Below are 13,805 nucleotides of genomic sequence, written 5' to 3' on the forward strand. Positions count from 1 at the left end.
ATCATTAATTATTAATTAAGTATTATATTAATTATTATATCATATTATTTATTTCACTAATAGTACATTTTTTATATTTTTACTAGTTCTTTTAAATGATCAACATAGGCTAATTTAGATAATTTTCGTAAAGAATCTATATATGTTGGATAAGCCTGGATTGATTCCATTAATTTGTAGAATTTAAGATTTTGACTATTCATAAATTGAAGTAAACCAATTATCTCTCCTGCTCTATCTCCAATACAACAAGCACCTATTACTCTAAATTTTTTATCACAAATTACTTTCAAATAAAAATCATCCTCTAATGATATTATAGATCTTTCATTATCTTTGCCTAAAAGTTTATAAATTTTTATATTTTCTTTTAACTCCATAGCTTCTCTTTCGTTTATTCCCATTCTAGAAAATTCTGGATTTGTAAATATTGTCCAAGGAATAGATCTATAATCTGCTTTTTTCTTAATATAAGGAAAAAGTATATTTCTAACTACAATCTCCCCATTATAACCAGCCATATGAGAGAATCTATAAGGGCCTACAACATCACCTATAGCATATATATTTTTATTATCTGTTAGCATATTTTCATTTACATTTATTCCTCTTTTTGAATATGACACTCCTGTTTTTTCTAAATCTAATCCATTTATATTAGGAACTCTTCCCGTTGAAATAAAAATTTTATCAAACTCTTCTACTTTATTTTCTGTTATAACTTGAACTTTATCCCCTTCTTGTTTTAATTCTATATTTCCACAGTTTAAATATAATTCAATTCCCTCTTTTCTAAGTTTATTTTTATAAAATTCTGAAATCTCTTCATCCTCAACTGGAACTAACTTCTCTCCAATTTCATAAATAGTAACATCTATTCCAAATCTTTTTAAGGCAAAAGATAATTCTAAAGATATTACTCCTCCACCTATCATTACAAGTTTTTTAGGAATTGTTTTTTGAATGAAAAAATTGGAATTAGTTAAATAGTCTATATTCTCCAATCCTTTAATTGGAGGAATAAACGGACTACTTCCTGTTGCTATTACTATTTTATCACCAGTATATATCTCTTCATTAACTTCAATACTGTCTTCTTTAATAAATTTTCCTATTCCTTTTATGTAATCTATTCCTTTTTCTTTTAAAACAATTGGATCTTCTTTCCCAGCAATATTTTTTATTACTTTTCTAACCTCTTCTAAAGCTATTTCTATCGGCATTTGATTTTTAGATAGATTTATAAAAGCTTTAGATGGAACACAACCCGACCAAGTACATTCTCCACCCACATTTGATTTTTCTATTAATAATATTTTTTTCCCAGCTCCTGCAAGTCCAAAAGCTACTGTTAATCCTCCAGCCCCACTACCTATTACTATGCAATCGTATTTCATATATACCTCCTTTTTTGAATAAAAAAAAATAGCTCTAAAAAGTGCTATTTTCTTATTTTAATTGGTATGTTAGCTACTAAAGCTGTATCTCTTCCATTATCTGTTTCTTGCGACACTTCAATATTCAATGCATCTCTATCTATATCAACATATTTTGATATTACTGCAATTAACTCATCTTTTAATTGTTCCATTGCCTTTGGAGATAACATAGTCCTGTCATGAATTAATACTAATTTTAAACGATCTTTAGCTACTGAACTTGTCTTTTCCTTTGCAAAAAAGTCAAAAATTCCCATGCTTACCTCCTTTTACTTTTTAAAAATTTCTTTAATTTTATCAAAAAATCCAACTTTAGGATCTAAATCTAAAAATGGAACTTCTCTTCCTAAAGTTCTATTAGCTATATTTTGATATGCTTTAGCCGCAAGAGACTCTCCTTTATAAACTAAAGGCTCTCCTTTATTTGTAGAAATAACTATATTTTCATCATCAGGAACGATTCCAATAGGTTGAATACCCAATATATCAGTTACATCTTCTACACTCAGCATATTTCCATCTTTAACCATATTCATTTTTAAACGATTTACAATTAATTTTGGAGTTCTTATTTCATTTGCTTCTAATAACCCAATTATTCTATCAGCATCTCTAACAGCTGATATTTCTGGAGTTGTTACAACATATGCTTCTTCTGCCGCTGCTATTGCATTTTTAAACCCTTGCTCTATTCCTGCAGGACAATCTACTAGTATATAATCAAATTCCTCTTTTAATGTAGCTATTAAAGCTTTCATTTGCTCAGGTGAAACTGCATTTTTATCTCTCGATTGTGCTGCTGGTAATAAATGTAAATTATCATTTCTTTTATCCTTTATTATAGCTTGCTTAGGCTTACAATTACCTTCTATTACATCTACTAAATCATAAACTATTCTATTTTCAAGGCCCATAACAACATCTAAATTTCTTAACCCAATATCTGTATCTATTAAAAGTGTTCTTTGGTTTTGCATAGCCAAAGCTGCACCTAAATTTGCACTACTTGTCGTTTTTCCTACTCCACCTTTTCCTGATGTAATAACAATAACTCTTCCCATAACTCCTCCTTAAAGCTCTATATTTTAGTCATATTTTCTAAGGTAAGCTTATTAAATTTCTCTATAAATATATTTCCATCTTTTAAATAAGCTACCTCAAAATCTGTTGTCTTTTTTACTTTATTTATATCTAAGATATTCGTACTTGGATTTTTAGCTATAACTTGTCCTATTCTTATTTGAATAGGATTCAGTGAAAAAGCTCCTATAAATGCCTCACTTCCTTCTAATTCTCCAGCATATACTGTTCCATTTAAATATCCTAAAACTATAATATTTCCTTTAGCTTTAATCATGGCTCCTGGGTTTACATCTCCTAAAACAACCACATTCCCATTGAATTCAATTGAATTACCAGATCTTAAAGTACCTTTATAAAACTTTGTTACTCCCTCATCTGTTATATCTTTTAAATTTTCAAAAGGAAACTGATTAATCTTTGGTAACTGAGATAAGGCTGATTCTTCTGAAAAAACAAAGGCTATATCTATTTTAGTTTCTTTATGTATTACTCCTATTAATATATTTTCCTCTATTTCATTTAAATTTCTATTAATAAACTCTATGGCAATTTTTGCTTCACCTATAAAACTTTCTGCTTGTTTTATTTTTTCTGTAAATTTTTCTTTTAAAGTGTTAAAGTCAACTTTATCGTCTAATTGAACAACTAGCCTATCTTTTTTACCTTTTAAAATTACACAGTCATTCATATTTACACTCCTATACAAATATTCTATACAATCACTGAATTATAACATTTTTAAATTCAAACGGCAATACATTTATACCAATAAAAAAGGGGCTTAACAGCCCCTTATAATTAGAATAATATATTTTCTTCTGTTTCAAAATCAAAAATATGACACTTTTCCATATCAAAGTAAAATTGTCCTTCTTGATTAAAGTTTATTCCTGTTGATTTTTCTACAGGTATTCTTGAAGAATACTGTGTATCACCTATTACAAAATATATAAACTCTTCATTACCCATTTGCTCAACGATATTTACTTTTCCCTTTACTTTCAACTCTTCTGGTAAAGGATTAGTTTTTTCATTTCCTATATTTTCTGGTCTAATTCCAAACCATACTTTTTTTCCAATATAAGATTTTAATTTCTCTATTTTATTTTTAGGAACTTCTATTTTATCTCCACTTGAAATTTCTAAATAAATTTTATTATTATCATCTATTAATTTAGCTTCAACTATATTCATTGCTGGTGATCCTATAAATCCAGCTACAAATTTATTTTTAGGGAAATTATATAAATTTAAAGGTGTATCAACTTGCATTATTTTTCCATAATTTAATACACAAATTCTATCTCCCATTGTCATAGCTTCCACTTGATCATGTGTTACATATATCATAGTTGCATTTTGCCCCTCAGATTTTAATTGTTTATGCAACTGAGTTATTCTAACCCTCATTGAAACTCTTAATTTAGCATCTAGGTTTGATAGAGGTTCATCAAATAAGAATACTTCTGGCTTCCTAACAATAGCCCTTCCTACAGCAACTCTTTGTCTTTGTCCTCCAGACATCTCTTTTGGCTTTCTCATTAATAAGTCAGTTATTTCAAGCTTCTCTGCTGCTTCTCTTACTCTAATATCTATCTCATTTTTAGGAACTTTTGCCATTTTTAATCCAAAAGCCATATTTTCATATACTGTCATATGTGGATATAAAGCATAGTTTTGGAAAACCATAGCTATTCCTCTATCTTTAGGAGGTAAGTCATTAACAAGTTTTTCTCCTATATAGATTTCTCCACCTGTAATTTCTTCCAATCCTGCAACCATTCTTAATGTTGTTGATTTTGCACATCCTGACGGACCTACAAAAACCATAAACTCTCCATCCTCAATATGAAGATCTATTCCGTGAACTGCTTTAAAACCATTTGGATACTGTTTTTCAACTTTCTTTAATCTAACTTCAGCCATATTAATTACTTCCTCCTTATATACTTACTAAATCTGTGTATATTATATAGTATTTTTTGATTTTAATATAATTAATATTTTATATGGTCAGTTTTGATTATATATATTTTGTTTCGAAACCAAACGTAGTTTTTTGATAATATTTATTATTTTCGTTATATATATTAATTTTTTCAGGAACAGAATTAAATACATCTGGATAATCTTGAGTTTCAAAACAAATTCCTGTGTGTTTTAAATCTAAAAAATTACCTGTATATATTACTACAACTGGTTGATCTGTTTTAAATTTCAATACTCTTCCACTTTCTTCATCCACTAAAACTCCATCGTATATATTATCCTTTGATAGAATAAATGGATGATCAATTCCACCACCTACAATTTTCACCTGATCATGCTCACTTTTTATTACATCATTTAATTTATTTATTTTATTTTTTTCAATTATACACTCTTTATAATCATATTCTATTGGTAATGTTTCTTTATCCACTTTTCCATATCCTTTTATTTCTAACTTTAAATCCATATTTAATATATCTTTTCCCATATTTCCAGATAAATTAAAATAAGCATGATTTGTTAAATTTATATATGTATTTCTGTCTGGAGTTCCAAGATATTCAAGAGTTAAAGTATTCCCATCAACTATATAATTGACAATAAAATCTACATTCCCGGGAAATCCAGATTCTAAATGTTCACTTTTCAATTTTAAAGATAATATTGCTTTATTTTCTTTTACTGATAAAAACTCCCCTTCCCAGTTCATTTTATTTAAACCATTTGGTCCTCCATGTAAATTATTATTTCCATTATTTTTCTCTAAAAAATACTCTATTTCATCTATCTTTAAAATACCATTTTTTATTCTTCCAGCATTTCTTCCTGTTATACATGAATAATGATTTTTATCATTTTCATACTCTTTTAAAGTTTCATACCCTAAAACGATATTTTCAAAAACACCATTTTTATCTGGGACTTTTAAACTTTTTATAATTCCTCCCAATGAAAGAATCTCTATCTCTAAATATTTATTTTTTATTTTATAATTAAAAACTTCTTTCCCATTTTCTAATAGACCAAATTTTGTTACTTGAATATCCAATATTATCTCCTCCATATCTCTTTTTTAAATAAATTATGAATCACAACAGAAATTGGATTATATATATGAACCTTATCCAATATTTTTGAAACTGAAAGATCATACTTTTGTTCATCTAAGGTCACTTTTTGTAATTCCAATTTTAATGTACTCATTAATAACTTCTCTTGAAATATATCTCCCATAAGAACAATTTTTTCTGGATTTAATAAAGAGATAATCATGTCTATACTATGTGCTATCATTACCATAGCTTCTGTACTTACCTTTGTACTTAAAAAATCTCTCTTTTCCACAGCTTTTAATACATCTTTTATTGTAATTTTTCCCTTTGTATTTAAAATCTCTTTTAAACTACTATAATTATTTAATTTTATCATAGAAATAAGTCTATTTATTATTGCTAAATTCGATACTTCAGCTTCTAAACACCCTCTTTTTCCACAAGAACATCTTCTTAAACTTGTTCTATCCATAACAACGTGTCCTATCTCTCCAGACATAAAACCATGGCCTGACAGTAATTTCTCATTTACAAAAATAGAACTTCCCACACCTTCAGAGATATTTAAAACAACGTAATCTTTTGAATCTTTGCAATTCCCAAAATATTTTTCTGTTAATGCCATCGCTCTAACATCATTTTCAACTAATATTACTAATTTGAACTTTTTTTCTAATTCACTTTTTAAATTTATCTTTTTCCAATTATAATGTGGTGAAAAAATAAGAACTCCTGTTTCTGGATTGATTAACCCTGTTGATACAATTGATAAAATTCTTATATCTATTCTTTTTTCTAATTCTTTTTCTATTATTTCTTCTAATTCTAAAATAGAATAAGTTTTCAAATTAATATTATAAGTGTAACTTTCAATAATTTCTCCTAATACGCTTCCTACTGTTACAACAAGAGATGTTGGAGTTAATGAAATCCCTAAAACTTTTCCTAACCATTCTTCATTTAAGATCAATTCAACTGGTTTTCTTCCCCCTGTAGATTTTCCCATAGCATGCTCTAAAACTACATTTTCCTGAAGAAGAGGTTCTAAAGCTTTTGTTATTGCAGGAGGAGTTAATTTTAATTCCTCTGCTATTTTTTTCCGTGATATAAATCTATTTTCTTTTATCATTTCTAAAATTTTTAATTGAGAGCCTGTAAATTTCATTATATACCTCCTACTAATACCTCTATCATACCTTTTACTTTTTTCTAAGTCAATATATGCTTTACGAACTTTTTTTACTTTTTTAATTATGTTTGTTTCAAAATAGATATTAAACTTCAAATATATAGAATAATAAAGTATACTCATAAAAATAGAATCTTTATTTATGGAGGGTATTATGAATTTAATTAATGAATTAATTTTAGATTTTAAAAAAGAATTTCAAAAGGATGCATATGAAAAAACTGAAGTTTTTTTTGCTCCTGGAAGAGTTAATTTAATAGGTGAACACATTGATTATAACGGAGGTAAAGTTTTTCCTTGCGCTCTAGATTTTGGAACTTATGCTGTTGTTACAAAAAGAGAAGATAATAAATTTAGAATGTTTTCTAAAAATTTTGAAAATATAGGAATGCTTGAATTTTCTTTAAATAATTTAATTTTTGATAAAAAAGATGATTGGGCTAATTATCCAAAGGGAGTTATTGGCACTTTTATAAATTCAGAATTTAATATAACTCATGGACTTGATATTTTATTTTTTGGTAATATTCCAAATGGTGCTGGTTTATCCTCTTCTGCATCAATAGAGGTTTTAACTTCTGTTATTTTAAAATCTATTTTTAATTTAGATATTAATATGATTAATATGGTTAAATTAAGTCAAAAAGCTGAAAATGAATTTATTGGAGTTAATTGTGGAATTATGGATCAATTTTCTATAGGTATGGGAAAAGAGAATAATGCTATTTTATTAGACTGTGATTCTTTAGAATATTCTTATGCTCCTTTCATTTTAGATAATATATCCATTGTAATTGCAAATACAAATAAAAGAAGAGGTCTTGGAGATTCAAAATATAATGAGAGAAGAGCTTCTTGTGAAAATGCTTTAAGTGAATTAAAAGAAAATAATATTAATATCTCCTCTCTTTGTGATATGTCCTTTGAAGAGTTTGAAAAATACAATCATTTAATATCTTCAGATGAAAATAAAAAAAGAGTAAAACATGCTGTTACTGAAAATGAAAGAGTATTAAAAGCTATGGAAGCTTTAAGCAATAATGATATTAACACTTTTGGATTATTAATGAATCAATCGCATATCTCTTTAAAAAATGATTATGAGGTTACTGGAATAGAACTTGACTCTCTTGTTGAGGCTTCTTGGGAGGAAAATGGAGTTATTGGTTCTAGAATGACAGGAGCTGGATTTGGTGGTTGTACTGTTTCTCTTGTTAAAAATGAATATATTGATTCTTTTATAGAAAATGTTGGAAATAAATATTTTGAAAAAACTAATTTAAAAGCTGATTTCTATATAGCTAAACCTGGTGAAGGGGCTAGAAAGTTAGGTGATTTTTAATGAATATATACTCTTTAATTCAGGAACTTTTAAATTATTCTCTTAAATATAACCTTATATCAACACATGAAGAGATATATTCTAGAAATTTACTTTTAGATTGTTTTAATCTTGATGAGTGGAATTTTCCTAATAACATTTTAGAAAATAGAGATTTAGAAACTTTATTAGAAAATATGTGTTTATGGGCTATTGATAATAGTTTAATAAATGATTCTAAAGCTGAAATGGAACTTTTAGATACAAAAATTATGAACTATGTTATTCCAAGACCTAAAGAGGTTATTGAAACTTTCTATAAAGACTATAGTATCTCTCCTGAAACTGCAACATACAACTATTATAACTTTTCAAAAGCTACAAATTATATTAGATCTAAACGTATTGAAAAAAATCTATATTGGTTATCTCAAACCACTTATGGAGATTTAGAAATAACTGTTAATTTAGCTAAACCTGAAAAGGATCCAAAAGATATTGAAAGAGAAAAAAATATGCCTCAATCTTCATATCCAAGTTGTCTACTTTGTATTGAAAATGTTGGTTATAGAGGAAGACTTAATCATCCAGCTAGACAAACCCACAGAGTTATACCTTTAACTTTAGGAAATGAAGAGTGGTTTTTACAATTTTCTCCTTATGTTTATTATAATGAACATTCAATTGTTTTTTGTAAAGAACATAGGCTTATGAAAATTGATGAAAATGCCTTTTCAAGACTTTTAGAATTTGTGGAAAAATATCCTCATTATTGTATTGGATCAAATGCCGATCTCCCAATCGTTGGTGGCTCTATCTTATCACATGACCACTATCAAGCTGGAAAACATATTTTTCCAATGGCTAAAGCTAGTGTAGAAAAAGAGTTTAAAGTTAATCAATTTCCAGAAATCAGCTGTGCTATAGTTAATTGGCCTATATCTGTTATTCGTTTAACTGGAAAAAATAAAAATGATATTTTAAAATTATCTACACATATTTTAAATAAATGGAAAAACTATTCAGATATTGATGCTAATATTCTTGCTTTTTCAAATGAAACTCCACATAATACAATAACACCTATTGTAAGAAAATTAGGAGAAAACTATCAAATGGATTTAGCTCTAAGAAATAACAGAACAAATGACGAGCATCCTATGGGTATCTTCCATCCTCATAGTGAAGTCCATAATATTAAAAAAGAAAATATTGGACTTATTGAAGTTATGGGTGTTGCTATTTTACCTGGAAGACTTGAAAAAGAAATGGCCGATTTAGAAACTCTTCTAAAAAATAACAACTGGAAAGATCTAATTTTAAAAGATGAGGCCTTAAAAAAACACTTTAACTGGATTGAAAAAATAACTGAAAAATATAAAAATGAGATAACTACAGATATCTTAAAAAAAGAGATTGGAAAAACTTTTGCTACAGTTCTTGAACACTCTGGAGTATTCAAAAAAACTGAAAGCGGAAAAAAATATTTTGATAAATTTATAAATATATTGTAAAATGAATTTGCTAGGGGTGCTTTTTTTAGCTGAGAGACCATTTAATAATGGTTAACCCTTCGAACCTGATTTGGTTAAAGCCAGCGTAGGAAAGCTATTTTTAATTAAATAAACTTTAATTAACTATAAAGCTATACCTATTTTAGGTGTAGCTTTTTTTATTAAAAATAATTTTTAAGGGGGTAAATTTTGATTATTTTTAAACTTAATGGTGAAAATAGTTCTACTAAAACAAATATAACCATTAACGAATATTTAAATTCTTTAAACTTAGATATAAATAGTGTTGTTGTATTGCTAAATAACAAGGTTCTTGAAAAAAGTGAATACAATTGTGAAATTTATGAAAATTGTGAAATAGAAATATTAAGATTTGTTTCAGGAGGGTAATATGGATACGTTAATTATAGGAAATATTGAGTTTAAAAACAGATTAATTACTGGAAGTGGAAAATTTTCTAAATACAGTTTAATTACAGAGATGCTAAATACTTGTGGAAGTGAAATGATAACTATAGCTCTTAGAAGAGTTGATTTAACAGGAAAAAGCGAAAATATTTTAGATTCCATTCCAAAAAATATAAAACTGCTTCCTAATACAAGTGGAGCTAGAAATGCTGAGGAAGCTATAAAAATAGCTAGAATAGCTAGAGCTGCAGGGTGTGGTAATTTTATTAAAATTGAAATTATTAATGATTCTAAATATTTAATGCCAGATAATGAAGAAACTGTTAAAGCTACTAAAGTTCTTTCTCAAGAGGGATTTATTGTTATGCCATATATAAATCCTGATTTAATTACAGCTAAGAAATTAGAAGAAGCTGGGGCTGCTGCAATTATGCCTTTAGGAGCTCCTATTGGTTCAAATAAAGGACTTTTAACTAAACCTATGATTGAAATTATTATAGAAAATACTACTTTACCTGTTATTGTTGATGCTGGAATTGGAAAACCTTCTCACGCTTGTGAAGCTATGGAAATGGGCTGTAGCGCTGTTCTTGTAGATACTGCAATTGCTACTAGCGGAAACCCAGTTCAAATGGCCAAAGCCTTTTCTAAGGCAATTGAAGCTGGTAGAGAAGCATATTTAGCTAAGTGTGCTCAAATTAATAGTAGTGCTGTTGCCTCGTCTCCTTTAACAGGATTTTTAAGAGATTCGGTGGTTTAAAATGTTTGAAAAAATTTTAAATGAATACACCAATTTTAATTTTGATTCTTTTTTTGATTCAATTAGTGAAAATGAAATTAAAAATATTATTAATAAAAGTGGAGATAAAAATTTAGAGCCTCTTGAATTTCTATCTCTTCTTTCTCCTATTGGAAATAAATTCATGGAAGAAATGGCTATAAAATCTAATCTAATTACAAACCAATTTTTTGGTAAAGAGATTCACTTATATGCTCCTCTTTATATATCTAATATCTGTGATAATGAATGTACTTATTGTGGTTTTAAAAAAAGTAATAATATAAAAAGAAGACACCTTAATTATCAAGAGATTGAACAAGAAGCTAAATTTATCTCTGAAAATTTAAAAGTTCACAGTATTATTTTATTAACAGGTGAAAGTATTGTTAACTCTATTGAATATTTAACAAACAGTATTAAAATTTTAAAAAAATATTTTTCCACTGTAATTATAGAGATACAACCTCTAGAGATTGAAGAGTATAAAGTTTTAGAAAATATTGGTTTAGATGGTCTTACAGTTTATCAAGAGTGTTATGATAAAGAACTCTATTCAAAATACCATTTAAAAGGTCATAAATCAGATTATCTATATAGATTAAATGCTCCTGAAAGAGGTGCTTTAGCCAATTTAAGGTCAATTAATATTGGTACTCTTTTTGGTTTAGGTTCTTCTAGAAAAGAGGCTTTTTTTGCAGGACTTCATTGTAGTTATTTAATGACTAAATATTTAAATACAAATTTTTCAATATCTCTTCCTAGAATAAGAGAAGCTTATAATAATATTCAGCCTGAAAATATTGTATCAGATTTTGACTTTGTACAATTTTTATTAGCATATAGACTTGCTTTTCCAACTTTAGGAATAAATATATCAACAAGGGAAACTAAAGATTTTAGAGACAATCTATTACCTCTTGGTGTTACTAAATTCTCAGCTGGTTCTATTACTGAAGTTGGTGGATACTCTATCTCAAAAAAAGAGATTCCTCAATTTGAAATTAGTGACCATAGAAATGTTGATGAAATTATAGAAATGTTAAAAAACAAAGGATATCAACCTATTTTAAAAGATTGGGAGTTAAACATATGAAAATTGGAATAGCTGGATGTGGTGGTATTGGATCTAATATTGCTATGCATTTAATTAGAAGTAATATTGATAATTTAAAACTTATTGATTTTGATAAAATTGAAAAAAGTAATTTAAATAGACAATTTTTTTTCAATAATCAAATTGGGGAATTTAAAAGTAAATCTCTTGAAAAAAATTTAAAAAAGATCTATACAGATGTTAAAATTGAGTCAATCATTGAGAAAATTACTACACAAAATATTCATACTCTTTTAGAGGACTGCGATATTATCATTGAAGCTTTTGATAAAAAAGAGTTTAAAACTCTTCTTATAGAAACTTTTAAAAATAAGCCTATTATATCTGCCAATGGAATTGGTGGATTATCCACTGATGATATAAAAGTTAAGAAATTTGGAAATATTACTATTGTAGGGGACTTCTATAGTGATATTTCAACTTATAAAACTTATTCAAGTAAGGTTATGCTTATTTCTTGCTTAATGACTAATGAGATTATAAAAATTATAGGAGATAGAGATGGAAAATTTTAAGTTACCTATTGGAATTTATGGAATAACTGATTCAAAATCTGGAAAAAATAAAGATTTAATTACTTATTGTGAAGAACTTTTAAAGGGTGGAGTAAAAATTTTACAATATAGAGAAAAAAACAAAAATATTAAAGAAAAAATTGAAGAAGCAATTAAGCTTCGTGAACTAACTAAAAAATATAATACACTTTTTATAGTAAATGATCATATTGATGTTGCTCTTTTATCTCAAGCTGATGGAATACACATTGGACAAGATGATATTCCTGTTTCTTATGCTAGAAAATTACTAGGAAATAAAAAAATCATAGGCTTATCAACTCATAATAAAGAACAAGCTCTAAAGGCTATTGAAGATGGTGTAAATTATATTGGTGTAGGTCCAATTTTTAATACAGAAACGAAAGTGGATGTTTGTGCTCCAGTTGGTTTTGAATATTTAAATTATGTTAAAAATAATACAAATATTCCTTTTGTTGCGATTGGAGGAATTAAAGAAAATAATATTTTATCTGTCTTAGAAAATGGTGCCACGTCTATTGCTCTTGTTTCTGAGCTTGTTGGAAATAAAGACACACTAAATAAAACTAAAAATATAAATAATCTTATTCATAATTTTTTGTCTAAATAAATTTGATAAAAAAAAATAACAATGCTATACTTTTAACAAATTTATAAAATTTGGGGGAGTATAATGATTGATACCTTTTTTACACAAATTACTTTAACTAGTTTTATTTTCCTTGGAACTGCTTGCTTTTGTGCTGCTTTTATTGATGCTGTTGCTGGCGGTGGTGGACTTATAAGTCTTCCTGCTTTTTTAGCTGCTGGACTTGATCCTCATGTAGCTTTAGGAACAAATAAATTAGCTGCATTTTTTTCAACTAGTGGTAGTGCTTTTAAATTTGCTCGTTCTGGTAAAGTCAATTGGTCTTTAATTAAATTTTTAATTCCTTTTTCTTTTTTAGGAGCTGTACTAGGAGTTAAATCAGTTATTTTAATCGATTCTAAATATCTTTATCCTTTAGCTTTTTTTCTTTTAATTTTTGTTTTAATCTACACTTTAAAAAATAAAAATTTAGGAGATTCTGATAATTTTATTGGTGTTGATTCTAAAAATATTAAATTTGGAATTTTAATGGCTTTTTCTTTGGGATTTTATGATGGATTTTTTGGTCCTGGAACTGGTTCTTTTATAATTTTTAGCTTTATTAAAATATTTAAATTAGACTTTATTAAAGCAAGTGGAAATTCAAAATTTTTAAATTTAGCTAGTAATATTGCTAGTGTTATTACTTTTATTTATTATGGTAAAGTCGCTTATATTTATTCAATTACTATTGGTTTAATTATGTTAATAGGCGCCTCTATTGGAGCTAAGGTTGCAGTTTCTAAAG

General features: G+C 27.1%; 15 protein-coding genes and 1 riboswitch. Of the genes, 8 read left to right on the forward strand and 7 right to left on the reverse strand.

Going from position 1 to position 13,805, the window contains the following annotated elements; all coding sequences use genetic code 11:
- Nucleotides 1–71: 71 nt before the first annotated feature.
- The 7 genes from Q0V09_RS03035 to Q0V09_RS03065 all read right to left on the reverse strand — a co-directional run bounded on the left by Q0V09_RS03035 (nucleotide 72) and on the right by Q0V09_RS03065 (nucleotide 6,731).
- Nucleotides 72–1,397: an NAD(P)/FAD-dependent oxidoreductase gene (locus Q0V09_RS03035; RefSeq protein ID WP_297404929.1), complete on the reverse strand. Its 1,326-nt coding sequence runs from the start codon at nucleotides 1,395–1,397 to the stop codon at nucleotides 72–74.
- A 44-nt stretch (nucleotides 1,398–1,441) separates the two neighbouring features.
- Nucleotides 1,442–1,696: a cell division topological specificity factor MinE gene (gene minE / locus Q0V09_RS03040; protein ID WP_297404930.1), complete on the reverse strand. Its 255-nt coding sequence runs from the start codon at nucleotides 1,694–1,696 to the stop codon at nucleotides 1,442–1,444.
- A 12-nt stretch (nucleotides 1,697–1,708) separates the two neighbouring features.
- The gene (minD, locus tag Q0V09_RS03045) at nucleotides 1,709–2,500 is read right to left on the reverse strand and encodes a septum site-determining protein MinD (protein ID WP_297404931.1); all 792 of its coding nucleotides are present in this window, start codon (nucleotides 2,498–2,500) and stop codon (nucleotides 1,709–1,711) included.
- Between the two features lie 17 nt (nucleotides 2,501–2,517).
- Nucleotides 2,518–3,210, reverse strand: a complete 693-nt coding sequence (minC, locus tag Q0V09_RS03050; protein ID WP_297404933.1) for a septum site-determining protein MinC — start codon at nucleotides 3,208–3,210, stop codon at nucleotides 2,518–2,520.
- Nucleotides 3,211–3,320: 110 nt separating this feature from the next.
- Complete coding sequence (locus Q0V09_RS03055; protein ID WP_297404935.1) at nucleotides 3,321–4,448, reverse strand: ABC transporter ATP-binding protein; 1,128 nt, start codon at nucleotides 4,446–4,448, stop codon at nucleotides 3,321–3,323.
- A 97-nt stretch (nucleotides 4,449–4,545) separates the two neighbouring features.
- Entirely contained in the window at nucleotides 4,546–5,562 is a 1,017-nt protein-coding gene (locus tag Q0V09_RS03060) for a galactose mutarotase (protein WP_297404936.1), read from the reverse strand.
- A 2-nt stretch (nucleotides 5,563–5,564) separates the two neighbouring features.
- The gene (locus Q0V09_RS03065; RefSeq protein ID WP_297404938.1) at nucleotides 5,565–6,731 is read right to left on the reverse strand and encodes an ROK family transcriptional regulator; all 1,167 of its coding nucleotides are present in this window, start codon (nucleotides 6,729–6,731) and stop codon (nucleotides 5,565–5,567) included.
- 178 nt (nucleotides 6,732–6,909) lie between these two features.
- Between Q0V09_RS03065 and Q0V09_RS03070 the strand changes: the two genes are divergently transcribed.
- The 8 genes from Q0V09_RS03070 to Q0V09_RS03105 form a co-directional block, all read left to right on the forward strand.
- Nucleotides 6,910–8,097 (forward strand): galactokinase, encoded by a 1,188-nt coding sequence (locus Q0V09_RS03070; protein ID WP_297404939.1) that lies wholly within the window; start codon nucleotides 6,910–6,912, stop codon nucleotides 8,095–8,097.
- Entirely contained in the window at nucleotides 8,097–9,590 is a 1,494-nt protein-coding gene (locus Q0V09_RS03075) for a UDP-glucose--hexose-1-phosphate uridylyltransferase (RefSeq protein ID WP_297404940.1), read from the forward strand. Before Q0V09_RS03070 ends, Q0V09_RS03075 begins: the two co-directional genes overlap by 1 nt.
- A 2-nt stretch (nucleotides 9,591–9,592) precedes the next feature.
- Nucleotides 9,593–9,699, forward strand: a riboswitch (TPP riboswitch).
- Nucleotides 9,700–9,779: 80 nt separating this feature from the next.
- On the forward strand, nucleotides 9,780–9,980 hold the full coding sequence (gene thiS, locus Q0V09_RS03080; RefSeq protein WP_297404942.1) for a sulfur carrier protein ThiS: 201 nt from the start codon (nucleotides 9,780–9,782) through the stop codon (nucleotides 9,978–9,980).
- Between the two features lies 1 nt (nucleotide 9,981).
- Entirely contained in the window at nucleotides 9,982–10,758 is a 777-nt protein-coding gene (locus Q0V09_RS03085) for a thiazole synthase (RefSeq protein WP_297487102.1), read from the forward strand.
- Between the two features lies 1 nt (nucleotide 10,759).
- Nucleotides 10,760–11,872 carry a 2-iminoacetate synthase ThiH gene (gene thiH, locus Q0V09_RS03090; protein WP_297404947.1) on the forward strand — a complete coding sequence of 371 codons (1,113 nt, stop codon included), beginning with the start codon at nucleotides 10,760–10,762 and terminating at the stop codon, nucleotides 11,870–11,872.
- On the forward strand, nucleotides 11,869–12,408 hold the full coding sequence (thiF, locus tag Q0V09_RS03095; RefSeq protein ID WP_297404949.1) for a sulfur carrier protein ThiS adenylyltransferase ThiF: 540 nt from the start codon (nucleotides 11,869–11,871) through the stop codon (nucleotides 12,406–12,408). The genes thiH and thiF overlap by 4 nt, the downstream gene beginning before the upstream one ends.
- Nucleotides 12,395–13,039: a thiamine phosphate synthase gene (gene thiE / locus Q0V09_RS03100; protein WP_297404951.1), complete on the forward strand. Its 645-nt coding sequence runs from the start codon at nucleotides 12,395–12,397 to the stop codon at nucleotides 13,037–13,039. Before thiF ends, thiE begins: the two co-directional genes overlap by 14 nt.
- Before the next feature lie 63 nt (nucleotides 13,040–13,102).
- Nucleotides 13,103–13,805, forward strand: a 703-nt coding sequence (locus Q0V09_RS03105; RefSeq protein ID WP_297487105.1) for a TSUP family transporter, incomplete at its 3' end; no start/stop codon positions are given.

Source organism: uncultured Cetobacterium sp., assembly GCF_947039425.1.
GTDB lineage: Bacteria > Fusobacteriota > Fusobacteriia > Fusobacteriales > Fusobacteriaceae > Cetobacterium_A.